At 30.6% G+C, this 22,321-nt stretch carries 26 protein-coding genes and 1 tRNA gene; 9 read left to right on the forward strand and 18 right to left on the reverse strand.

Annotated elements, in window-relative coordinates:
- Positions 1 to 9: 9 nt before the first annotated feature.
- Positions 10 to 633, forward strand: coding sequence for a hypothetical protein (locus CHB67_RS09705; RefSeq protein WP_089381582.1), 624 nt, complete (start codon positions 10 to 12; stop codon positions 631 to 633).
- On the opposite strand, the gene CHB67_RS09710 is transcribed toward CHB67_RS09705, so the two are convergent.
- The 6 genes from CHB67_RS09710 to CHB67_RS09735 all read right to left on the reverse strand — a co-directional run bounded on the left by CHB67_RS09710 (position 607) and on the right by CHB67_RS09735 (position 5,006).
- Positions 607 to 1,263, reverse strand: coding sequence for a porin family protein (locus tag CHB67_RS09710; protein ID WP_089381583.1), 657 nt, complete (start codon positions 1,261 to 1,263; stop codon positions 607 to 609). The genes CHB67_RS09705 and CHB67_RS09710 overlap by 27 nt on opposite strands.
- 83 nt (positions 1,264 to 1,346) lie before the next feature.
- Complete coding sequence (locus tag CHB67_RS09715; RefSeq protein WP_089381584.1) at positions 1,347 to 1,817, reverse strand: ExbD/TolR family protein; 471 nt, start codon at positions 1,815 to 1,817, stop codon at positions 1,347 to 1,349.
- Between the two features lie 9 nt (positions 1,818 to 1,826).
- Positions 1,827 to 2,444 carry an ExbD/TolR family protein gene (locus CHB67_RS09720; protein ID WP_089381585.1) on the reverse strand — a complete coding sequence of 206 codons (618 nt, stop codon included), beginning with the start codon at positions 2,442 to 2,444 and terminating at the stop codon, positions 1,827 to 1,829.
- A gap of 7 nt (positions 2,445 to 2,451) precedes the next feature.
- The gene (locus tag CHB67_RS09725) at positions 2,452 to 2,913 is read right to left on the reverse strand and encodes a hypothetical protein (protein ID WP_089381586.1); all 462 of its coding nucleotides are present in this window, start codon (positions 2,911 to 2,913) and stop codon (positions 2,452 to 2,454) included.
- Between the two features lie 8 nt (positions 2,914 to 2,921).
- Positions 2,922 to 3,668 carry a MotA/TolQ/ExbB proton channel family protein gene (locus tag CHB67_RS09730; RefSeq protein ID WP_089381587.1) on the reverse strand — a complete coding sequence of 249 codons (747 nt, stop codon included), beginning with the start codon at positions 3,666 to 3,668 and terminating at the stop codon, positions 2,922 to 2,924.
- Between the two features lie 303 nt (positions 3,669 to 3,971).
- Positions 3,972 to 5,006 carry an asparaginase gene (locus CHB67_RS09735; protein ID WP_089381588.1) on the reverse strand — a complete coding sequence of 345 codons (1,035 nt, stop codon included), beginning with the start codon at positions 5,004 to 5,006 and terminating at the stop codon, positions 3,972 to 3,974.
- Positions 5,007 to 5,084: 78 nt separating this feature from the next.
- Here CHB67_RS09735 and CHB67_RS09740 point away from each other — a divergent pair, with 78 nt between their 5' ends.
- A complete protein-coding gene (locus CHB67_RS09740) occupies positions 5,085 to 5,780 on the forward strand; it encodes a zinc metallopeptidase (protein WP_089381589.1) in 696 nt (231 codons plus the stop codon).
- A 117-nt stretch (positions 5,781 to 5,897) separates the two neighbouring features.
- Here CHB67_RS09740 and CHB67_RS09745 read toward each other — a convergent pair whose 3' ends face one another.
- The 7 genes from CHB67_RS09745 to pdxA all read right to left on the reverse strand — a co-directional run bounded on the left by CHB67_RS09745 (position 5,898) and on the right by pdxA (position 11,409).
- The gene (locus CHB67_RS09745) at positions 5,898 to 6,362 is read right to left on the reverse strand and encodes an Lrp/AsnC ligand binding domain-containing protein (protein WP_089381590.1); all 465 of its coding nucleotides are present in this window, start codon (positions 6,360 to 6,362) and stop codon (positions 5,898 to 5,900) included.
- An 83-nt stretch (positions 6,363 to 6,445) separates the two neighbouring features.
- Complete coding sequence (gene accC / locus CHB67_RS09750) at positions 6,446 to 7,795, reverse strand: acetyl-CoA carboxylase biotin carboxylase subunit (RefSeq protein WP_089381591.1); 1,350 nt, start codon at positions 7,793 to 7,795, stop codon at positions 6,446 to 6,448.
- Positions 7,796 to 7,876: 81 nt separating this feature from the next.
- On the reverse strand, positions 7,877 to 8,356 hold the full coding sequence (gene accB / locus CHB67_RS09755; protein WP_089381592.1) for an acetyl-CoA carboxylase biotin carboxyl carrier protein: 480 nt from the start codon (positions 8,354 to 8,356) through the stop codon (positions 7,877 to 7,879).
- Positions 8,357 to 8,383: 27 nt separating this feature from the next.
- Complete coding sequence (locus tag CHB67_RS09760) at positions 8,384 to 9,379, reverse strand: beta-ketoacyl-ACP synthase III (protein WP_089381593.1); 996 nt, start codon at positions 9,377 to 9,379, stop codon at positions 8,384 to 8,386.
- Positions 9,380 to 9,533: 154 nt separating this feature from the next.
- Positions 9,534 to 9,728 (reverse strand): 50S ribosomal protein L32, encoded by a 195-nt coding sequence (rpmF, locus tag CHB67_RS09765; RefSeq protein WP_089381594.1) that lies wholly within the window; start codon positions 9,726 to 9,728, stop codon positions 9,534 to 9,536.
- A complete protein-coding gene (locus CHB67_RS09770) occupies positions 9,715 to 10,287 on the reverse strand; it encodes a YceD family protein (RefSeq protein WP_089381595.1) in 573 nt (190 codons plus the stop codon). The genes rpmF and CHB67_RS09770 overlap by 14 nt, the downstream gene beginning before the upstream one ends.
- Before the next feature lie 84 nt (positions 10,288 to 10,371).
- Positions 10,372 to 11,409 carry a 4-hydroxythreonine-4-phosphate dehydrogenase PdxA gene (pdxA, locus tag CHB67_RS09775; RefSeq protein ID WP_089381596.1) on the reverse strand — a complete coding sequence of 346 codons (1,038 nt, stop codon included), beginning with the start codon at positions 11,407 to 11,409 and terminating at the stop codon, positions 10,372 to 10,374.
- 62 nt (positions 11,410 to 11,471) lie between these two features.
- Between pdxA and CHB67_RS09780 the strand changes: the two genes are divergently transcribed.
- Positions 11,472 to 12,056 (forward strand): riboflavin synthase, encoded by a 585-nt coding sequence (locus CHB67_RS09780; RefSeq protein ID WP_089381597.1) that lies wholly within the window; start codon positions 11,472 to 11,474, stop codon positions 12,054 to 12,056.
- Here the strand turns inward: CHB67_RS09780 and CHB67_RS09785 are convergent, their stop codons facing one another.
- The 4 genes from CHB67_RS09785 to CHB67_RS09800 form a co-directional block, all read right to left on the reverse strand.
- Complete coding sequence (locus tag CHB67_RS09785; protein WP_089381598.1) at positions 12,057 to 12,245, reverse strand: PID-CTERM protein-sorting domain-containing protein; 189 nt, start codon at positions 12,243 to 12,245, stop codon at positions 12,057 to 12,059.
- 233 nt (positions 12,246 to 12,478) lie between these two features.
- Positions 12,479 to 12,552: transfer RNA gene (locus CHB67_RS09790), tRNA-Ile, on the reverse strand.
- 152 nt (positions 12,553 to 12,704) lie between these two features.
- Positions 12,705 to 13,058, reverse strand: coding sequence for a hypothetical protein (locus tag CHB67_RS09795; protein ID WP_089381599.1), 354 nt, complete (start codon positions 13,056 to 13,058; stop codon positions 12,705 to 12,707).
- Positions 13,058 to 14,029 carry a polyprenyl synthetase family protein gene (locus CHB67_RS09800; protein ID WP_089381600.1) on the reverse strand — a complete coding sequence of 324 codons (972 nt, stop codon included), beginning with the start codon at positions 14,027 to 14,029 and terminating at the stop codon, positions 13,058 to 13,060. The genes CHB67_RS09795 and CHB67_RS09800 overlap by 1 nt, the downstream gene beginning before the upstream one ends.
- Before the next feature lie 159 nt (positions 14,030 to 14,188).
- Between CHB67_RS09800 and CHB67_RS09805 the strand changes: the two genes are divergently transcribed.
- From CHB67_RS09805 to CHB67_RS09830, 6 genes are all read left to right on the forward strand, one after another.
- A complete protein-coding gene (locus CHB67_RS09805; protein ID WP_089381601.1) occupies positions 14,189 to 14,794 on the forward strand; it encodes a TetR/AcrR family transcriptional regulator in 606 nt (201 codons plus the stop codon).
- A gap of 1 nt (position 14,795) precedes the next feature.
- Positions 14,796 to 16,136: a TolC family protein gene (locus CHB67_RS09810; RefSeq protein WP_089381602.1), complete on the forward strand. Its 1,341-nt coding sequence runs from the start codon at positions 14,796 to 14,798 to the stop codon at positions 16,134 to 16,136.
- Positions 16,137 to 16,149: 13 nt separating this feature from the next.
- On the forward strand, positions 16,150 to 17,322 hold the full coding sequence (locus CHB67_RS09815; RefSeq protein ID WP_089381603.1) for an efflux RND transporter periplasmic adaptor subunit: 1,173 nt from the start codon (positions 16,150 to 16,152) through the stop codon (positions 17,320 to 17,322).
- Between the two features lie 9 nt (positions 17,323 to 17,331).
- Positions 17,332 to 20,799, forward strand: coding sequence for an efflux RND transporter permease subunit (locus tag CHB67_RS09820; protein ID WP_089381604.1), 3,468 nt, complete (start codon positions 17,332 to 17,334; stop codon positions 20,797 to 20,799).
- A gap of 40 nt (positions 20,800 to 20,839) precedes the next feature.
- Positions 20,840 to 21,346: a regulatory protein RecX gene (locus CHB67_RS09825; RefSeq protein ID WP_245813503.1), complete on the forward strand. Its 507-nt coding sequence runs from the start codon at positions 20,840 to 20,842 to the stop codon at positions 21,344 to 21,346.
- 88 nt (positions 21,347 to 21,434) lie between these two features.
- On the forward strand, positions 21,435 to 21,800 hold the full coding sequence (locus CHB67_RS09830; RefSeq protein ID WP_089381606.1) for a toxin-antitoxin system YwqK family antitoxin: 366 nt from the start codon (positions 21,435 to 21,437) through the stop codon (positions 21,798 to 21,800).
- Here CHB67_RS09830 and CHB67_RS09835 read toward each other — a convergent pair.
- Complete coding sequence (locus CHB67_RS09835; RefSeq protein WP_089381607.1) at positions 21,797 to 22,318, reverse strand: nuclear transport factor 2 family protein; 522 nt, start codon at positions 22,316 to 22,318, stop codon at positions 21,797 to 21,799. The genes CHB67_RS09830 and CHB67_RS09835 overlap by 4 nt on opposite strands.
- Positions 22,319 to 22,321: the final 3 nt, after the last annotated feature.

Consider the following 22,321-nt stretch of genomic DNA (forward strand, 5'->3'; position numbering starts at 1 on the left):
AAAAAAGCTATGAAATTTTCAAAATTTATCTCTTATTTTTTTCACCCTATCAATTTTGCTATTATAGGTGCTGTAATCTATTTTTTATTTGTCCCAAAATATATTTTTAAGGAACAAGAGTATATCATTTTATTGATAATTTTTATAGGAACTTATATTTTCCCTTTACTTCTATTGTATTTAATGAAGCAATTTAAATTAATAAATAGCTATCATTTAAATACAATTGAAGAACGAAAATTTCCAACCCTATTATTTATTTCAATCTCTATTTTTATTGGCCAATGGCTCTATAAAACATCTGTGGTAAATTTATTAGCACTTTACTATATAGGATTTGGGCTATGCTTAATCACTACCTATATATTCCTTAACTTTAATAAAAAAATAAGTTTACATACAGCAGCAATTGGTGGTTTTATAGGTTTTTTACTTTTTTTTAGCTACCACTATAAGATTAATTTAATACTCTTATTAATTGGGTTTTTAATATTCAGCGGTATCATAGCAACCGCTAGACTTGAATTAAAGGCTCACAGTATGGCTGAAGTAGTTTTAGGGTACATTTTAGGTATAGCCACGCAATTACTTGTGTATGGTACTTATTTAAAGTATATAGAACTTCAAGCCTAAACTAAAATCTTTTAAATTAAGTTTTTTATTGTCAACAATAACATTATTAAATAAAGGATTTAATCCGTAATAAATAAAAACATTCCAACTTCCATATCCTGCTGATAGAATTAAGCCATATTGAAATTTTTCTAGTTCTGATATGTTTTTTAATTCAATAGTTTCATCTTCAAACATAAAAATTGATTTGGAGTGAAAAAGATAAGATATTTTTACACCTCCATAAATTCTCCAAAAACTATAATCTGAGGCTGTAGAAGTTCGCCAACGAAATTCAATAGGAATTTCAACTAATTGTGTTTTAAACCGGGAAGTTTCATATAAATTTCGTTCTTCTTCAATATCCAATAAAAAACTACTGCTGTATGAATTATATGCGTAACCAAAACCTACTCCTATTCCAACATTTCGTCTTTCATTAATTGGCATATCATATATATATCCTAATGAAAAACCTCCAGAAAAAAGGGAACTCCTTTCCGAATCTGGTTTATTATTAAGTAAATTATAACTTAATGAAACGTATATATGATCCTCTCTATAACGAGCGTCAATGGTGTCATTCTCTACTTGTGCACTTAAACTAAAGACACAAATAAGAAAAATAAGAGTTAACCATAGTTTTTTCATATGAACAAATATACTTTATTATACCAAAAATGGCAATCAAATAAATTTGATTGCCATTTAATTTTTTTAGAAACTATTAAATATTAATAATTACTTTTTAAGTCACTTCCTTTAGTTGTAGAAAAACTAACTTTTAAAGCATTAATATCTCTTAATTGCTCTTTAATATCTAGAATTGTACCTACACTCGCCTCTTTGTCAGCTTTAATAGAAGTAGTCATATATTTAACCTCTTCTTCTTTTCTTAAAGCTCTTTCAGCAAATATAAAACTAGGTACATCATTCACGTCAATAATTTTATCATTCACCTGAATTTTATCTCCACCAATTCTTTTATCTTTTGATTTACCCACATAAATAGTACTTACCAAACTTTTCATTTCTAACTTCTTAACTTCCGTAGCTTGTGGAAGGGTAGGTTTTGCAATTAACAAATCAGTTTCCCTCATTGTAGTTGACACCATGAAAAAGAATAGTAACATAAATACAATATCAGGTAAAGATGCCGTAGAAATGGCTGGTAAACCTTTTTTCTTCTTTTTAAACTTACTCATATCGTAATACTATTTTAATGGTTCTGGTTCAGAGATAATTTGAGGATAGCTATCCTTCAAAAAATCAATTTTTTCTTTAACAGCAGCACTTCCACTATCCTTATAATCTTTTAATAAATCGTTATAAGTTCTATCATATTTTTGCAAAGCTAGTTTATTTCTTAACTCATTATATGCTGACTCAATTTCATTTTGAATTGAAACGTACATTCCATAAGTTGTTCCTCTATCACTTTGCAAAGAGATAATAGCTTTAGATGGATGATCTGATGATGCTGGATCTTTAGCTCCTTGACAATAATCACAAGGTTCGCCTGGTTGTTCTCCTTTTGGAGCACTAACACCACCACCATTATCAATAAAAGCCATTGCTATATCTTTAATATCTGTAACTTGAACAAAATCTGTACCTTCAATCAAAATTTGATTTGAACGGTTTACAGTAATGTCTAGTACATTTTTTTCTTTAATGGTTACTTCTGGAGTATCTTCTGATTTTTCAGGTAATTTACGAGAAATACCCGAGTCAACATCCATGGTAGTTGTTACTAAGAAAAATATTAAAAGCAAGAACGCAATGTCTGCCATTGATCCTGCATTAATCTCCGCATTTTCTCTTCTTGCCATAGTTATCTTATTTTACAAGTCCTTTAACAAAGTCTAATAGAACAAATACTAAACCAATTGCTCCTAATATAAAACTATAGTTAATTAATGTACTTACCCATTTTGAAACACTTCCTGCTTCTCCTTCTGGTAAAATATTCCCAATACCATCAGTAACAGCTCCATCAGAGGCTAAAACGTAAGATACTACTAAAAGTACTACCATTACACCAATACCTAACAATGATGTTTTTAAAACTTCTGGATTCTTAATTAAATTCCAAATTGAGAATACAACTGCTATTACTGCTGTTGCTATTAAAATAAATGTAGCAAAACTAATAAATGGTGAAACTATGCTAGCTTGCAAGTCTGCACTTTCTACTATAGGATCATCTCCTTCCATAACAATTCTAATGAAAAAATAGAAGGCTACAAACCCTATAATCCCAGCTACAATTGTTAATATTCCTGATAATTTCTTATTCATCGTCCTAATTATTTTTTGTATCTAACTAATAGATCTACAAGTGAAATTGAAGCATCTTCCATATTGTTAACAATACTATCTACTTTAGAAATAATATAGTTATAAAAAATTTGAAGAATAATTGCTACTACTAAACCAAATACAGTAGTTAATAATGCCACTTTAATACCTCCGGCAACAACCGTTGGAGAAATATCTCCTGCAGCTTGAATAGAGTCAAATGCACTAATCATACCAATTACAGTCCCCATGAAACCAAGCATTGGTGCTAAGGCAATAAATAATGATAACCAAGAGATATTTTTCTCTAATAATCCCATTTGAACTCCACCGTATCCAACAACTGCTTTTTCAGCTGCTTCAACACCTTCATCCATTCTATCTAAACCTTGATAGAAAATAGAAGCTACAGGTCCTTTTGTATTTCTACAAACTTCCTTAGCTGCTTCAACTCCACCTGAATTTAATGCCTCATCAACTTTAGCTACTAATTTCTTAGTATTAGTTGTAGCCATATTAAGATAGATAATTCTTTCAATAGCAATTGCTAAACCTAAAATTAAGGCTACCAATACAATTCCCATAAAGAATGGTCCACCTTCAATAAAACGTTGTTTTAATTCTTGGTGAAATGTTTTTGCTTCTGTTGCGTCTGCAACTTGTTCAGTTTTTGCTGCATCTTGTGCAATTGCTTTAGGTGCTGCTCCAAATAACAATAATCCTGTAATTGCAAGGATAGTAAATACTCTTTTCATCGTGTAATAGTTAATTTATTAATTTTTTACTGGTTAAATATATATTATAATTTTCACAAAACAAACAATCCCAGCGAAGAGAAAGATTTTATTGTCTTTGACTCAGACATAACTCAACGTATTTGTTACGATTTGCGAATCGCAAGTAACAAAAAATTGTTGAATTCTGAAAATTTTAAGTGGACTAAAACTCAAATTTTTGATTTTTTAAAATTATCTAATATATCGTCTATAATTATTCCTAAAATTGTTAATTATTTCAATATATTTTAAATTTTCATTTATTTATTATCATAAACTAAATTAATCAACTGTAATTTCACCACGTAATGAAGATTCAAAAATTAATTTAAATTCACTTTTCGGAGTATTTTGTCCTATCAAGCACATGAGTTTAGCTAAAGCTGATTCTGTTGTGCTATCTTTCCCGCTAATTACCCCCATTTTTTCAAGCATAATACTTGTTTCATAATGCCCCATAATAACACCCCCACCTGCACATTGCGAAACATTTACTATGTGTATTCCTGAATTTATTGCTTGTTCTAATAAATCTAAAAACCATCTTTCTGAAGGTGCATTTCCAGATCCAAAAGTTTCCAAAACCACTCCTTTAAGACCTTTTATTTTCAAAACACTTTCAACAACTTGTTTTGTAATTCCAGGGAATATTTTAAGTACTACAATGTTGGCATCTAAACTCTTTTGAGTAAAAAACTTATTATCCGTTATACGGCTAAGAAAATTATTTTTAAAAAATTTTAAGTGCACACCACTCTCTGCTAAAGGTGGAAAATTAAACGATGTGAATGCCTGAAAGTGTTCTGCATTAATTTTACTTGTTCTATTGGCCCTATATAATTTGTATTCAAAATACAAACAAACTTCTGAAATTATTGGATTTCCATTTTCATTTGCTGCTGCAATTTCAATTGATGTAATTAAATTTTCTTTAGCATCTGTTCTTAAATCTCCAATTGGTAATTGAGATCCTGTAAAAATAATTGGTTTCGATAAGTTTTCTATCATAAAACTAATTACTGAAGATGTGTATGACATTGTATCTGAACCATGTAGTACTACAAAACCATCAAACAGCTCATAATTATCTTCAACTATTTCAACTAAAGCTACCCATTTTTCTGGATTCATATTAGAAGAGTCTATAGGTTCTTCAAAAGAAACCGTTTCAATTGAACAATTTAAATGATTTAATTCGGGAATATGATTCAATAATTTATCAAAATTAAATGCTTTCAAAGCCCCTGTTTTAAAATCTTTAACCATTCCAATTGTACCCCCTGTATAAATTAAAAGTATGTGTGGTTTTTTTGTCATTTTGTCTGAAACTTAAAATTGGAATAATTTATGCTATATTCTAGGGAAACAAAAATACAGTATTAAAAAAAGATATATATGGAATTTTATATTTTAATTGGTGTTATATCACTTGTAAGTTGGTTGGTAAGTCAACGTTTAAAGAATAAGTTTACATACTATTCAAAAATTAGATTGCAAAATGGTTTAAGTGGAAGAGAAATTGCTCAAAAAATGTTAGCAGATAATGGTATTTATGATGTAAAAGTTATTTCAACTCCTGGGCAATTAACAGACCACTACAATCCTATTAATAAAACCGTTAATTTAAGCGAGTCTGTCTATAACCAAGCAAATGCTTCAGCCGCTGCTGTTGCGGCGCATGAATGCGGTCATGCAGTACAACACGCAACTGCTTATGAATGGTTAACAATGCGATCTAAGTTAGTTCCAGTTGTGGGCATTTCTTCGAAATTTTCGCAATGGCTGGTAATTGGAGGTTTAATATTAGGTGCCGCATCTGGAAATACGGGTATTGGCTTTACAATTGCAGTTATTGGATTAGGAATGATGGCTATTGCAACCTTATTTAGTTTTGTAACCTTACCTGTTGAATATGATGCAAGTAATAGAGCTTTAGCTTGGTTAAAAACAAACAATATGCTTACCAATAGTGAGCAAGATGGCGCTAAAGACGCATTAAAATGGGCTGCTCGAACTTATTTAGTTGCCGCCCTATCTTCTTTAGCTATGCTATTATATTGGGGGTTAAGAGTTCTTGGCAATAGAGATTAATATCATCATAGAGGCTGTCTAAAAAGTCATAAATCCGTCATTTTGAAATCTAAGGTTCTGCAAAGCTATTCAAGTTCATCTTGACGAAAAACTCACTTTTAAAACAGCCTCTTTTATTTATAACTTTATTTGACGATTTATATGTTGATCTAAAGATAGAAATGTTTCTGTTTTTGAAATGCCTTTTATTTGTTGAACTTTATCACTCAACAAGCTTAATAAATGTTCATTATTTTTACAAAGTACTTTTATTAAAATCGCCCAATTTCCTGTTGTATAATGACTTTCAACTACCTCTGAAATTTCATTTAATCGTTTAATCACTTCTGAATATTTACTTGCTGTATCCAAATGAACTCCAACAAAAGCTAGTGTTTCATAACCTAAAACTTTAGGATTTATCATAAATTTAGAACCTGCAACTAAACCTGAAGCCTCTAACTTTCGCAACCTTTGATGAATTGCCGCTCCTGAAATACCAATTTCTCGAGCAATACTTAGAATAGGAGTTCTGGCATCATTTATTAAATGTTTCAAAATAACCTTGTCAATACCATCAATACGCAACTCTTTTTCTTTCATCTCATTAAATTTGAAAGTAAATATAAAAAATAAAGGATATGATTTCTCATATCCTTTATTTTTTATTATAATTTGAAAGTTTATTAATCCTCTTCAGGTTTAATAACAAAATCTTCCATAAATTTAGTTGTATAATTACCTGCTAAATAATCTGGGTGTTGCATTAATTGACGATGAAACGGAATAGTTGTTTTCACTCCTTCAATCACAAATTCATCTAAAGCTCTTTTCATTTTAGCAATAGCTTCTTCTCGTGTTTGTGCCGTCGTAATTAATTTAGCAATCATTGAATCGTAATTTGGCGGAATTGAGTAACCTGCATACACATGTGTATCAACTCTAATTCCATGACCACCTGGAATATGCAATGTTGTAATTTTCCCTGGTGAAGGCCTAAAATCATTAAAAGGGTCTTCAGCATTAATTCGACATTCAATAGAATGTAATTTCGGTAAGTAATTTTTACCCGTAATAGGAATTCCTGAAGCTACTTTAATTTGTTCGTAAATTAAATCGTAGTCTATAACTTGCTCTGTAATTGGATGTTCTACTTGAATACGCGTATTCATTTCCATAAAATAGAAATTCTTATGCTTATCAACTAAAAATTCAACTGTACCAGCACCCTCATAAGCAATATATTCAGCAGCTTTTACTGCAGCTTCTCCCATTTTTTTTCTTAATTGAGGAGTCATAAATGGAGAAGGAGCTTCTTCAGTTAATTTTTGATGACGACGTTGTACAGAGCAATCTCTCTCTGATAAATGACAAGCTTTACCAAATGAATCTCCAATAATTTGAATTTCAATATGACGAGGCTCTTCAATTAATTTCTCCATATACATTCCGTCGTTTCCAAAACAAGCAAAAGCTTCTTGACGAGCAGAATCCCAAGATTCTTTTAGGTTTTCTTTTTTCCAAACAGCACGCATTCCTTTACCGCCACCACCTGCAGTAGCTTTCAACATAACAGGGTACCCCATTTCGTCTGCAAGAACTTCAGTTTCTTCAAAAGTTTCTAATAAACCGTCAGAACCTGGAATTGTAGGTACACCTGCAGCTTTCATAGTAGCACGAGCAGAAGCTTTATCTCCCATTCTACTAATCATTTCGGCAGAAGCTCCAATAAACTTTATACCGTGCTCTTCACATAATTTTGAAAATTTAGCGTTTTCGGCTAAAAATCCATAACCGGGATGAATTGCGTCAGCATTTGTAATTTCAGCTGCAGCTAAAATTGCGGACATTTTCAAATAAGAATCAGTACTTGGTGGTGGACCTATACATACTGCTTCATCTGCAAAACGTACATGTAAACTTTCAGCATCAGCAGTAGAATAAACCGCCACAGTTTTTATTCCAATTTCCTTACAAGTTCTAATAATTCGTAATGCTATTTCCCCTCTATTGGCAATCAATATTTTTTTAAACATACCTTTTTGATGTTAAAAATTCAATGTTATTTATTTCACCCATGGCTGATTGAAATAATTAAATTGAATTTGGGTTAAACTTTACGATGGATCTACTAAATACAATGGCTGACCAAACTCAACTGGTGTTCCATGTTCTACTAATACTTTTACTATTCTTCCTGAAACTTCAGATTCTATTTCATTAAATAGTTTCATAGCTTCAACAATACAAACAACAGTATCTTCACTTACAGTATCACCTACTTCAACAAATACTGGTTTGTCTGGTGAAGGTTTTCTATAAAAAGTACCAATAATTGGTGATGTTATTTCAATATATTTTGAAGTCTCATCAGTTGCAACCGGAGCTGCACTTGGAGCCTCAGTAGCTGAAGCAGGAGCAGCTGCTGCCATAGGAATTTGCTGCATTCCCATTGGTGCTTGTTGCAAAATAGTAGTTTCTGTTTTTTCAGATCCAGTTTTAATGGTGATTTTAATATCTTCCATTTCTAACTTCACTTCACTTGCGCCAGATTTGGCAACGAATTTTATCAGGTTTTGAATATCCTTTAATTCCATATTCATTTAGTTTTGGTTGTTAATATTTTATGAATTATATGCCCATTTTAGGTAAATAGATCCCCATGTGAATCCACCTCCAAATGCAGCAAAAATTATTTTATCTCCTTTTTTAAGTACTTTTTCATAGTCGGCTAAAAGCAAAGGCAAGGTAGCTGAAGTTGTATTTCCGTATTTTTGGATATTCATCATTACCTTTGAACTATCTAATTTAATTCTATTAGCTGTAGCTTCAATAATACGCTTATTTGCTTGATGCGCTGCAAGCCAATTAATATCCTCTTTTTTCAAGTTATTTCTAACCAAAATTTTCTCTGCAACATCAGCCATATTAAAAACTGCATTTTTAAACACTGTTTTTCCTTCTTGATACACAAAATGTTCTCCTTTTTCAAAAGTATCTTCTGAAATAGGATAAGCCGAACCTCCTGCTTTTGCTCCTAAAAATTCTCTTCCTACACCATCACTTCTCAAATATTCATCTTGCACCCCTAATTCTTCTTCATTAGGCTCAAACAATACAGCTCCTGCTCCATCTCCAAAAATTATACAGGTTGCTCTATCTGTATAATCAATCATAGATGAGCATTTGTCTGCACCTATTAATAATACCTTTTTGTACTTACCTGACTCGATGTAACGAGCAGCTACAGACATTCCGAATAAAAAACTAGAACAAGCTGCATCCATATCAAAACCAAAAGCATTTGTTGCTCCAATTTCAGAAGCCACGTAAGCTGCTGTTGCTGCTGCTTGCATATCTGGTGTTGCTGTTGCAACTAATACTAAATCAATTTCCTTAGGATCTAACCCTTTTTTATCGATTAATTCTTGGGCTGCTTTAATTGCCATGTATGAAGTTCCCTTTCCTTCTCCTTTAAGAATTCTTCGCTCCTTAATACCTGTTCTTGCTGTTACCCATTCATCATTAGTATCTACCATTTCTTCTAACATTTTATTTGTTAAAATATAATCTGGAAGATATTTTCCAACGGCTGTTATCGCTGCAGTAATTTTTGCCATATTTATTCTTATCTTTTGATAAAAAAGAGAGCCAAAGAAATGAAAATTATTTTAATTCTTGACTTAAAATCGTTCTAAATTAACAATTTTGACTCTAAAAAACACAAAAAACCCTCAAAATGAGAGTTTTTTATATATTTTTTACTTTTTTATATTACGCCTGAACTTCTTCAGAATCAATAACAATTTGACCTCTGTAATATAATTTTCCTTCATGCCAGTGTGCTCTGTGATATAAGTGAGCTTCACCAGTTGTTGGATCAACAGCAACCTGAGGAGCTACTGCTTTGTAATGAGTTCTTCTTTTATCTCTTCTTGTTTTGGATATCTTTCTTTTAGGATGTGCCATTACTTTTATTTTTTTCTATTAGTATATTCTTTAATTTATTCCACCTAGGATCAACTTCCTTATCAGTGCTTTGTTCTTCTTCTTGTTGTTCTTCAACTTTTATCTCAAATTCTTTTAACTTGTCTAAAACTTCTGACTTTAATGAGCCATCAGCTACCCCTGGATGAATTCTTTTAATAGGAACTGCCAAAACAATTTCCTCATAAATGTATTGCGCTACATTTATTTTAAATTCTGAATGGGGAATAATTAATAATTCTTCATTATCATCATTATATTCATTTCCAAACTTTACAATTAAATCTAAATTAGCATCAATTGGTTGGTGAAATAATTCACCCGTAACATCGCAATGCACTTCAACCCAACCGTTGCATTTAAAATTTAACTCAAACATTGTTGGTTTTTTCAAAAAAGATAAAACCACTTTTACGTTCGAATTGTTAAATTCTTCATAGTCAAAAAAATCAAAGAACTCGCTATCAATTTCATATTCAAATTGATGCATTCCATCTTTTAAACCCATAAAAGAAATATCAAACTCTTTTAAATCTTTCATTTAGAACTTCAATTTGAGCGTGCAAAGATATAAAATAATCTCTATTAATTATAAAATTAATTTTGAATTTTTATTGTTTTGCTATTATCTGCGTTTTTTTAAAGTGTTTTTAGTCAAACTCTTATACTCTTCACGACTTTTAAATACTTGAATAGCACTAAAAACCGCTTCTTTAAAAGAATTTATATTTGCTTTTCCTTTTCCTGCCAATTCATAAGCAGTACCGTGATCTGGCGATGTTCTAACTTTATCTAAACCAGCTGTAAAATTAACTCCCTCACCAAAAGAAAGGGTTTTAAATGGCGCTAAACCTTGATCATGATACATTGCTAAAATAGCGTCAAAATTTTTATAATTCTCAGAACCAAAAAAACTATCTGCAGCATAAGGACCGTACACTAACTTCCCTTCTTTTTGAATTTCAGCGATTGTAGGTCTTATAATATCATCATCTTCTTTACCTATTACTCCATTATCTCCACAATGTGGATTTAACCCTAAAATTGCAATTTTTGGTTTTGAAATAGCAAAATCTTGTATTAACGTATTATGCATAATACTAACTTTCTGCTGAATTAATTCTGGAGTAATGGTTTTTGAAATTTCAGAAACTGGAATATGTCCCGTAATCAACCCTATTCTTAGATTACCTGCCATTAAAATCATTAATGACTCTCCTGTTAATTTTGATTCTAAATATTCTGTATGTCCTGGGAAAACAAATTCTTCAGATTGAATATTATCTTTATTAATTGGCGCGGTTACCAATACATCAATTTCATTATTTATTAAAGAATTTGTTGCTGCTTCCAAAGATAAAAATGCGTATTTACCCGCAATTTCTGTATGCTTACCTAACTCAACATTTATATCATCGTTCCATAAATTTATAATATTTAATTTACCTGGAACTGTTTTATCTATCTGCTTAACCCCATTAAACGGTGTATTAATATTCATTGATTTTTTATATGCTGAAAGTAATTTTGTGCTTCCAAATATTACAGGAGTACAAAAATCTAGCATTCTTTTATCTAAAAACGTTTTTAATATAATTTCTATTCCAATACCATTAAAATCTCCTATCGAAATTCCTAATTTTATTTTTTCAGAATTGTTCATGAATCAGGTTTATTATTCTTAATTTTGAGACTTCAAAAGTAATCAAATAAATTAACAAAAAGATGTTTACAGGTATAATAGAAACTTTAGGTATTGTTAAAAATATAGTTAAAGAAGGTGAAAATTTTCATATTACCATTGAAAGTGATTTTACTTCAGAGTTAAAAATAGATCAAAGTGTAGCTCATAATGGCGTATGCTTAACAACAGTAGCAATTAACGGAAATGAATACACTGTTACAGCTATTAAAGAAACTTTAGATAAATCTAATTTTAAACATTTAAAAATTGGCGATAAAATAAACTTGGAACGCGCCATGATTTTAGGAGCTCGCTTAGACGGACATATTGTACAAGGTCATGTTGATCAAACTGCTACTTGTACTAATGTAAAAGAAGAAGATGGTAGTTGGGTTTTTGATTTTGAATACGACAGTAGCTTGAACAATGTAACTATTGAAAAAGGATCTGTTACTGTAAACGGAACCAGTTTAACTGTTGTTAACTCAAAAAAGAATAGCTTTTCTGTAGCTATTATTCCTTATACTTATGAGTATACCAATTTCCATACTTTTGAAAAAGGAACAGTTGTAAATTTAGAATTTGATGTAATTGGAAAATATGTTGCTAAATTATTAGAAAAATAATTAGCTTTTTTTGCGAAGTTTATATACTCCAAAAGCAACACCTGAAATAATTAAAAAGGATAAGCCTCCATCAATTGGATTACCAGGAGGTGGCGGTGGACCTGGAAGAGGTGGGTCTTTAGCGTATGCTACAAAAGTAAAGAGCATAAAAAAAAGTGATAGCAATACACTGTTAATCTTAATGTTCATATTTTGGGGTTTCAATTTAAAATATAGTATTAATATACTTACCTTGCAAATATACTATTTTAAATTATATCCTAATATTTATATAAAAAACTTTGATAATTGACTACGTTTATTAAACAACGAAACACTTTTACACAATAAAAGGGCATGTTTTATATATTAATATAAAACTTACTAATAAAACAGCATAAAAAAAGCCTTACATTTCTGCAAGGCTTTACGAGTTTTAAAAGTGGTCCCACTTGGGCTCGAACCAAGGACCCTCTGATTATGAGTCAGATGCTCTAACCAGCTGAGCTATGGGACCTAAAACTGGGTGCAAAATTACTACTATTTTTTATATGAGCAATACTTTTGTGAACTTTTTACTAAATATTTCTTTATTTAATTTATTGTGTTTTATCAAACCAAACCTAACTTTCTAAGAGCGAATAATTAAGCCTGTAAATTGGAATTTAATTACTTTCCAAAATTTTGTTTCAGCCAAACTTTTTGAGCTTCCCGTTTTAAAACTAAAAAAGCAACTTGTTCTATAGAGTCCCGTAAACGTTCCGAAGCTAGTTTTATTAATGATCGCTCTGAAACATCAACCCTGTACAACAAATTCAAATAATCGTCGTAATTATTGGTTATTAAATTCATTAAAAATTCGATTAACAAACTCTTTAATTCTAATGAAGTTAACGTCTCTTGAAATTCAAAATTAATGTTAGACAGGTGTAAATCTTTATTTAATTGCTGAATTAACTGCACATATAAATCTTCAGATTGAAGTTTTGTTAATAATTCAACACTATTATTTGCTTGCAACATTAAATGGTTCTTTTCATTAAATCGAATCCAAAATTCCGTAGTGCAGCTTTCTTTTCTTCTGAAATAGCTAACTCCTTTAAAACATCAAAAGCTTGGTTAGAATACTTTTCAATTTCAGCTTTAGTGATTTCTTCAATTTTATTCCTCTTAAATAAATGAGTAACCTCTGCTACTTTTTCTTTTGAAGTATCATTTGAATTATACATTTCTAATAATCGTTGTTTATCTACTTCATTACAAACTTCCAAAGCTTTTAAGTATAAAAACGTTTTTTTATCTTCAATTATATCACCTCCTATTTGTTTCCCAAATGTTGCTTGATCTCCAAACGTATCTAAATAATCATCTTGTAACTGAAATGCCAACCCTAAATTCAATCCAAAATTATATATTTTTTCAGTTTCTTTTTCATCTACTCCAGCAATATCAGCGCCCATTTTCATAGCTGCAGCAACTAAAACAGATGTTTTATTAGTTATCATTGTTATATATTCAGGAATAGAAACATCATTTCTAGTTTCAAAATCTATATCTAATTGTTGTCCTTCACAAACCTCTAAAGCTGTTTTATTAAACAACAACATTAATTTCTTATAAATAACTGGTTCGTAATTTTCAAGACATTTGTAAGCCATAATCATCATTGCATCACCTGATAAAATTCCCGTATTTTCATTCCATTTTATATGCACGGTCTCTTTACCTCTTCTAATTGGGGCGCTATCCATAATATCGTCATGAATTAAGGTGAAATTATGAAATACTTCAATAGCCAATGCAGCATCAAAAGCCTTTTTAGCATCACCTCCAAAAAGATCACAGGTCATTATTGCTAAAATTGGTCGTAAACGCTTTCCTCCTAATTGTAAAATATAATGGATTGGTTCGTATAAATTTAAAGGCTCTTTTACCTCAATTTGTTCATTTAAATAAGATAAAAAATCTTCTTTATAAGTATTAATGCTAATCATTCAATAAAATTTTATGTAAAAATACATCTTTCAACAAATATTATAAACAAATCGTAAAAATATAATGTTATCAAATTATTAAACTACGGAAACTTTTTTTGTTTCTAAAGTTTCCTTTTATATATTTGCAGCCAAAATCTGATAAAAAAACAAGATTTTATGAAGGAAGTCATTTTAAAAAAAGCGGGAGACACATTTTTAAAACTTGGTTTTAAGAGTGTTACAATGGATGATATTGCCAATGAATTAGGTATTTCAAAAAAAACAATTTATAAGTACTTTAAAAACAAAGCCGATTTAGTTGATGAAACAACGTTTTACATGCACGAAGCAATGCATAAAGAAGCGTTAAAGATCTATAATTTGGGTTATAATGCCATTCAAGAAAATTTTGAAGTAAATAAAGTTTTTAAAGGCTTTATGCAAAATTTGGATGATTCGCCACTATATCAATTACAAAAATACTATCCTGAAACGCACCAAAAAATAATGTCTCAGGAATACTGTTTGTTTAAGGATTGTTTACTAAGTAATATTGAAAAGGGAATTAAAGAAGGGTTATATAGAAAAGAAATAATGATAGATCAAGTTACAAAATTTTACTTTTCACTTATTATGAGCGTGCATGATTCCAATTTATACACCTATAGTAAAAACACCATTAACAAGTTAGAATTAAATGTATTAGAATACCACACAAGAGCAATTGCTACTGAAAAAGGAATAAAGATTTTAGAAGAACAATTAAAATTAAACAATATTTAAAATGAAAAAATACCTCATCCTATTATTAGGGATAGCAACTATTCAATTAAATGCACAGGAAAGCTTGTCTTTATCGCTTGATGATGCCATTGCTTATGCCCTAGAAAATAGCTACGCTAGCATAAATGCTACTAGAGATCTTGAATTATCAAAACAAAAAAACAAGGAAACTGTTGCATTTGGATTGCCACAAATTAATGCTAATTTTGATTACCAGCACTGGATAAAACAACAAGTCTCGTTAATCCCAGCTGAATTTGGAGGTGGAAATTCAGGTGATTTTATTGAAATTGTTTTTGGAACAAAAAATAGTTTATCAGCATCAGCAACATTATCGCAGGTAATATTTGACGGCTCTTATATTGTTGGTCTAAAGTATCTTGACACCTACATGCAAATTTCAAGAGACTCTAAAGAAAAAACAGAACTAGCAATTAGAGAAGCTGTTATTAACGCCTACGGAAATGTACTATTTACTGAAGAAGGAATTTCAATACTCAAAAAAAACGTTGAAACACTTGAAAAAAACTTAACTGAAACCAATCAAATTTATTTAAATGGTTTTGCTGAAGAAGAAAGTGTAGAGCAACTTAAATTAACATTAGCTTCATTAAAAACAACATTAAATAAAAGTCAAAAGTTAAAAAACATCAATTACAAAATGTTTAATATTACTATTGGCGCCGATATAAACACCAACACGACTTTAACTGATAATTTAGACGAATTAACAAAAGAAAACATTCAATTTAGTTTACTATCAAACGATTTTAATATTGAAGACCATATTGATTTTAGAATCGCTGAAAATCAGGTAGAAGGAAAAGAAGCTGTGGTAAAATTAGAAAAAAGCAAAGCATTGCCAACCTTAAACTCTTTTGTAAATTTCGGTTATCAAGGCTACAGTGATACTTTTTCATTTCATGAAAGTCAACAAGAATGGTTTGACTCTTCTTTATTGGGCGTTAATTTAAGTGTTCCTATTTTTAGTGGTTTAGCAAGAAGTGCCAGAACCCAACAAGCAAAAGTTGAATACGACAAAGCAAAAACTAGTTTTGAAGAAACTAGTCAAAAAATATTATTAGAATTAGAAACTGCCAAGGTAACGTATCAATATTCTGTTGAAGAATTTGAAACTTCTAAACAAAATTTAGCATTAGCTGAACGTATTGAAAAGAAACAAGAAATTAAATTTTTTGAAGGAATTTCAACAAGTTTCGACTTAACAAATGCACAAAATCAATTATACACAATGCAACAAAACTACTTACAAGCAATGCTAAATGTTATTGCTGCTAAAGCTGGTTTAGATAAAGCATTAAACACACCAATAAGCAACTAAAAAAACAATCAAAATGAAATATTTTTACACCATATTAGCAATAACGTTTTTATTTACCTCTTGCGGAGGACATGATACAAACCAAAATTTAGACACCATACTTCAGTCTGGTGATATTGCAGCTATTAAATCTAAAAGAGCAGAAATTGCCACAAAACAAAAAGAAATTGCAGCGCAGCTACTTTTAATTGATGAAAAAATTGCTGAACTACAACCAAACAAAAAAATCCCTTTAACTACAATTATTACAGCTAAAGAAAGTGTTTTTAAGCATTATATAGATTTACAAGGAAATGTTACAACAAAAAGTAATTTGGTTATTTTCCCTGAATATGCAGGAATCTTAAAAGAAGTAAATGTTGTTGAGGGACAGAGTGTTAAAAAAGGGCAAATTTTAGCAAGAATTGATGATGGTGGTTTAAGTCAACAATTATCGCAATTAAATATTCAACTAGAATTAGCTAAAACTACCTTTGAACGTCAGGCGCGTTTATGGAATCAAAAAATTGGTTCTGAAATGCAATATCTTCAAGCAAAATCTACTTATGAAGCTCAGCAAAAAGCAATTATTCAGCTTGAAGAACAAATAGCAAAAACATTAATTAAAGCACCTTTCGATGGTATTATTGATGATATTATAACCAACCAAGGAACGGTGGTTTCTCCTGGCCAATCTCAATTAATGCGTATCATTAATTTGAGTAATATGTATATTGAAACTGATGTGCCTGAAAGTCATATTACAACAGTTACAAAAAACAAAAAAGTAGTCATTAATTTCCCTGTATTAGGTAAAACAATTGATGGCGAAATAAGACAAGCTGGAAGCTTTATCAATCCAGCAAATAGAACGTTTAAAATTGAAGTTGCTGTTCCAAATAAAGACAACACAATTAAACCAAATTTAACTGCAAAACTTAGAGTTAACGATTATACAAACCCTAGTGCTATATTAATTCCGCAAAGTATTATTTCTGAAAATGCAAATGGTCAACAATATGTATATGTTGTTCAAGGCAGAAATGGAACCGACCAAGGAACTGCACATAGAGTAATTATTGAAACAGGATTAATTCAAGGAGATGAAATTGAAGTTTTATCTGGAATTTCTGTAGGAGATGAAATAATTAAAGAAGGTGCCCGAAGCATCAAAGATGCTCAAACTGTTAAAATTTTAAACCTATAATTTATCAAAATGGCAAAACAAGAAAAACAAATTGATAAAGAGTTTAAACTATCATCCTGGGCCATAGATAACAAAACAACTATCTATGTTTTAATGATTTTGATTCTATTTTTAGGAGCCTCTGCATTTTTTAATATGCCTAGAGAAAATTTCCCTGAAATTAAAGAAACAAAAATATATATTAGTTCGGTCTATCCCGGAAACACTGCTGAGGATATCGAAAAGTTAATTACTGACCCTCTTGAGGATCAATTAGAAACAGTAAGTAATGTAGTTGAAATAACATCTACATCCCAAGAAGATTACTCTATTATAATTGTTGAATTTGACGAAAAAATTAGTGTTGAAGCAGCAAAACAAAAAGTAAAAGATGAAATAGAAACCGAAACTTCAAGTGAAGATTGGCCTACTTTTAACGGAGCTAAAGTTGAACCTAACGTGTTCGATTTAAGTTTGTCTGAAGAAATGCCAATTTTAAATATCAATATTTCTGGCGACTACCCAATTGAACGTTTAAAAGAGTTTGGTGAATACTTAGAAGATGAAATTGAAAATTTACCTCAAATTAAACAAGTAGATATAAGAGGGGCACAAGAAAAAGAAGTAGAAGTTGCTGTTGACATTTTTAAAATGACAGCTGCAAAAGTAAACTATGACGATATTGCAAATTCAATTGGAGGCGGAAACATCACCATGTCTGCAGGTAATTTTATTGCAAGCGGACAACGTAGAACCATTCGTATTATTGGTGAAATTGAAAACCCAGATCAACTTGAAAATTTTGTTGTGAAATCAGAAAATGGGAATTCAATTTATTTAAAAGATGTAGCAACCGTTTCTTTTAAACCTAAAGATAGAACAACCTACGCCCGAGAATTTGGAAATACAGTAGTAATGCTCGATGTTAAAAAAAGGGCGGGTAAAAATATGGTTACAGCTGCTGAACAAATTCAACAAATAGTTAAAAATGCCAATGAAAATGTCTTTCCGGCCGATTTAAAAGTAACTATTGCCAACGATCAATCTTCAGTAACCGTTGGACAAGTTGACGACTTAGTAAACAACATTATTTTTGGAATAATATTAGTTGTTACAGTACTAATGTTTTTCTTAGGATTTAAAAATGCACTGTTCGTTGGATTCGCAATCCCAATGTCCATGTTTATGTCATTAATGATTCTCGAAATGTTAGGTTATTCCTTAAACACCATGGTACTTTTCGGACTAATTATGGGACTAGGAATGCTGGTTGATAACGGTATTGTGGTGGTTGAAAATGTGTATAGACTCATGGATGAAGAAGGCATGAGCCGAAAAGACGCTGCAAAAAAAGGAATTAGTGAAATTGCGTTTCCTATTATTATTTCTACAGCCACAACAGTTGCAGCATTTATTCCTTTAGGGCTTTGGCCAGGAGTTATGGGGCAATTTATGATTATTCTTCCTATAACACTTTCCATTGTACTAGGTTCTTCTCTATTTGTTGCCATATTTTTCAACTCAGTTTTAGTTTCTCAATTTATGACTATTGAAGATGTTGATATGCCATTCAACAAAATAGTGAAACTAACAAGTATTATTACGGGTATTGGTTTATTCATTGCCATTTTTGGTGGTTCATACAGAACACTTGGAGTGTTGATGATTACAACGGCTATTCTTTTATGGATTTATAGACTTTTCCTAAGAAAGATGGCTAATTATTTTCAGGTAAATATTTTAACCAAACTGGAAATGTATTATGAAAAAGCATTAAAAAAAGCTTTATCAGGTTGGAGAATGTACGCATATTCAATTTTTACAATTACATTATTAATTATTTCATTTATTTCATTCGGAATTTCTTTAAGCTCTCAAAGAACAAAAGTGGAGTTTTTCCCAGACAATAAACCCAATCAAATTATTGTTTATATTGAATATCCTGAAGGAACAGATATTGAAAAAACAAATGAAATCACCAAACTAATTGAAAAACAAGTTTACGAGGTTTTAAATGATGATTTATATGTAGATAACGGGTATAACTTTATGGTTGAAAGTGCTGTTTCACAAGTTGGTGAAGGTGCTGGAAATCCACAAACCGATGGAGGTTCTGCTGCTGAAATGCCACACAAAGGTAAAATAACCGCTTCCATGCGCGAGTTTAAATATCGAAGAGGCGAAGACAGTGAATTGTTACGTCAAAAAGTACAAACTGCTTTAGTTGGTATTTATCCTGGAGTTTTAATCTCTGTTGAAAAAGATACTAACGGACCGCCTGCAGGTTCACCAGTAAACATTGAAATTGAAGGTAAAGATTACAATGAACTAATTGCAACTGCCGAAAGAATGCGTGATTTTATCAATTCAAGAAACATTCCTGGAATTGATGAACTAAAAATTGATGTTAACAAAGACAAACCAGCAATGCAGGTTATTGTTGACAGAGAAAAAGCAGGCGAATTAGGTGTAAATACTATGAAAGTTGGTCAACAACTAAGAAACTCAATTTTTGGAGCAAAAGCGGGTATTTATAAAGAAAACGGTGAAGATTACGATATTTATGTGCGTTTTAATGAAGAAAACAGGTATAATTCTAGTGCAATTTTCAATCAGAAAATTACATTTAGAGACATGGCTTCTGGAAAAATAAAAGAGATTCCTGTTTCAACAGTAGCAAAACAAACAAATACTTCTGGTTTTAGCGCCATTAAACATAAAGATGTGAAACGTGTAGTAACCGTTTATTCAGCCCTAGCACCAGGTTATACGGATGCAGGTGCTATCGTGAATCAAATTCAAGATGCAATGAACGATTTTACCGATTTACCTAGCGATATTAAAATTGACTATACAGGGCAAATTGAAGAGCAAAATAAACAGATGGCATTTTTAATGGGAGCATTTTTTACAGGACTTTCATTAATATTTTTCATTTTAATATTCCAATTTAACTCTATTTCAAAACCTACAATTATTATGGGAGCCATAGCACTTAGTTTAATTGGTGTTTTTGGAGGAATGGTATTAACTGGTGATGCGTTTGTAATTATGATGACGATGATGGGTATTATTTCACTCGCCGGAATTGTAGTAAACAATGGTGTGGTATTATTAGATTATGCTCAATTATTAATAAACCGTAAAAAATTAGAGTTAAATTTAAGTGAAGATGAATTTTTATCGTTGAACGACACTTATAAGTGTATTGTTCTTGCTGGTAAAGCACGTTTAAGACCTGTACTTTTAACAGCTATCACCACTATTTTAGGGTTGGTTCCTTTAGCTATTGGGTTGAATATTAATTTCTTTACACTTTTTAGTGAATTTGATCCAAACATATATATTGGAGGTGATAATGTAGTGTTTTGGGGACCATTAGCTTGGACCGTTATTTACGGTTTAATTGTAGCTACCTTTTTAACGCTAATTATTGTTCCTATCTTCTTCTTATTATCAATTAAATTGAAATACAAATTAAAAAAAGTTAGTTTTTAATCCTATAATTACCGAAATTTAAAAAAGGTGTTTCATTCAAATGAAACACCTTTTTTTGTTATTTTTGACCAATATGCAACATCAAAAAACATATACTGTTGAAGAGGCCACTAGAGCTCTAGAAAACTACTGTGCTTACCAGGAACGTTGCCACAAAGAAGTAGAGCAAAAATTATACGACTTAAAAATGATTCCTGAAGCTAAGGAGCATATTTTATTGCATCTTATGCAACACAATTTTTTAAATGAAGAGCGTTATGCAAAATCTTTTGTAAGAGGAAAATTCACCATAAAAAAATGGGGGAAAATTAAAATTATCAATGAATTGAAATTCAGAAATATTTCAGCTTACAATATAAAAACTGCTTTAAAAGAAATTAATGAAGACGATTATTACACTACTTTAAAAACAATTGCAATAAAAAAAGAAGCCCTCATAAAAGAATCTAATTCATTTAAAAAAAGAAATAAACTTTCTACTTTCTTAATTTCAAAAGGCTATGAAAACACATTGGTTTTTGAAGTTGTAAAAGAACTTATTAAATAACCTTTTCAATTTCTATATACTGATTTAAATCAGTCCTCCTGAACAATTTTAGCTGTAGTTTTGATAAACTAATCAAACTATTTATCTTATGAAAAAGACTTTTTTTATGGCTGTACTCCTACTATTCACTTCAATAACATTTGCTCAAAAAACTAATTTACCAAAAACTGAAAAAAAAGGAAAATTAACTGAAATTACTTTGTATTATGACAATGGCAAAATTATGCAACACGGATTTTACGCGAAATCTGGAAAATTACACGGAGGCTGGGAAAGTTATAATAATGATGGAACCAGAAAATGTATAGCCTTTTATGACAATGGTGTAAAAGTAGGTGCGTGGACTTATTGGGACAAGGGTATAAAAACCAACGTTGTTTACAACAACAATAAAATTATAAGTATAGAAAAAGTAGATACTGATTTAAAAAACTATAAAAACGACCACAACTAATAGTTGTACTTTTTTAAGAAAACAGCATCTTTAACTTTATTAACTTTGAGTACTTCATTCATATTATCATTTGGTACTGTTAAAGAAAGTACATAGTGCTCTATTTTCCACACAGTATCGGTGCTCTTTAAAACACCTGAACCTCTGCAAACACCCATCCAAGTAGCTAATAACTCATCAAACCAAGCTATTTTCCCTTCTTCATCTATATAAACATTTCTATCAATTGGGTTAAAACTCCAAGCCGAACCATTATCAAAATATGGTTTTGAAAAATCTTTAAATTCTTGCAATCCCCAAACTTCAGTAGCATCAGTTCCTACAAAAACACTATTGTTAGTCATAGCAGTAAAATAAGCTTCAAAATTGGTTTCATCGGCATTTTTATGCCAAGTATTCAATACGTTATTTATATCGCTAGTTTCTTTAGCAACATCAACTTTTGCGGTAATTGGTGCTTTGCCTTCACAACTTATGAATAAAACTAAAACAACAATTATTAGTATACCTTTTTTCATAAG

It is taken from the genome of Lutibacter agarilyticus (assembly GCF_900188235.1).
Taxonomy (GTDB): Bacteria; Bacteroidota; Bacteroidia; order Flavobacteriales; family Flavobacteriaceae; genus Lutibacter; species Lutibacter agarilyticus.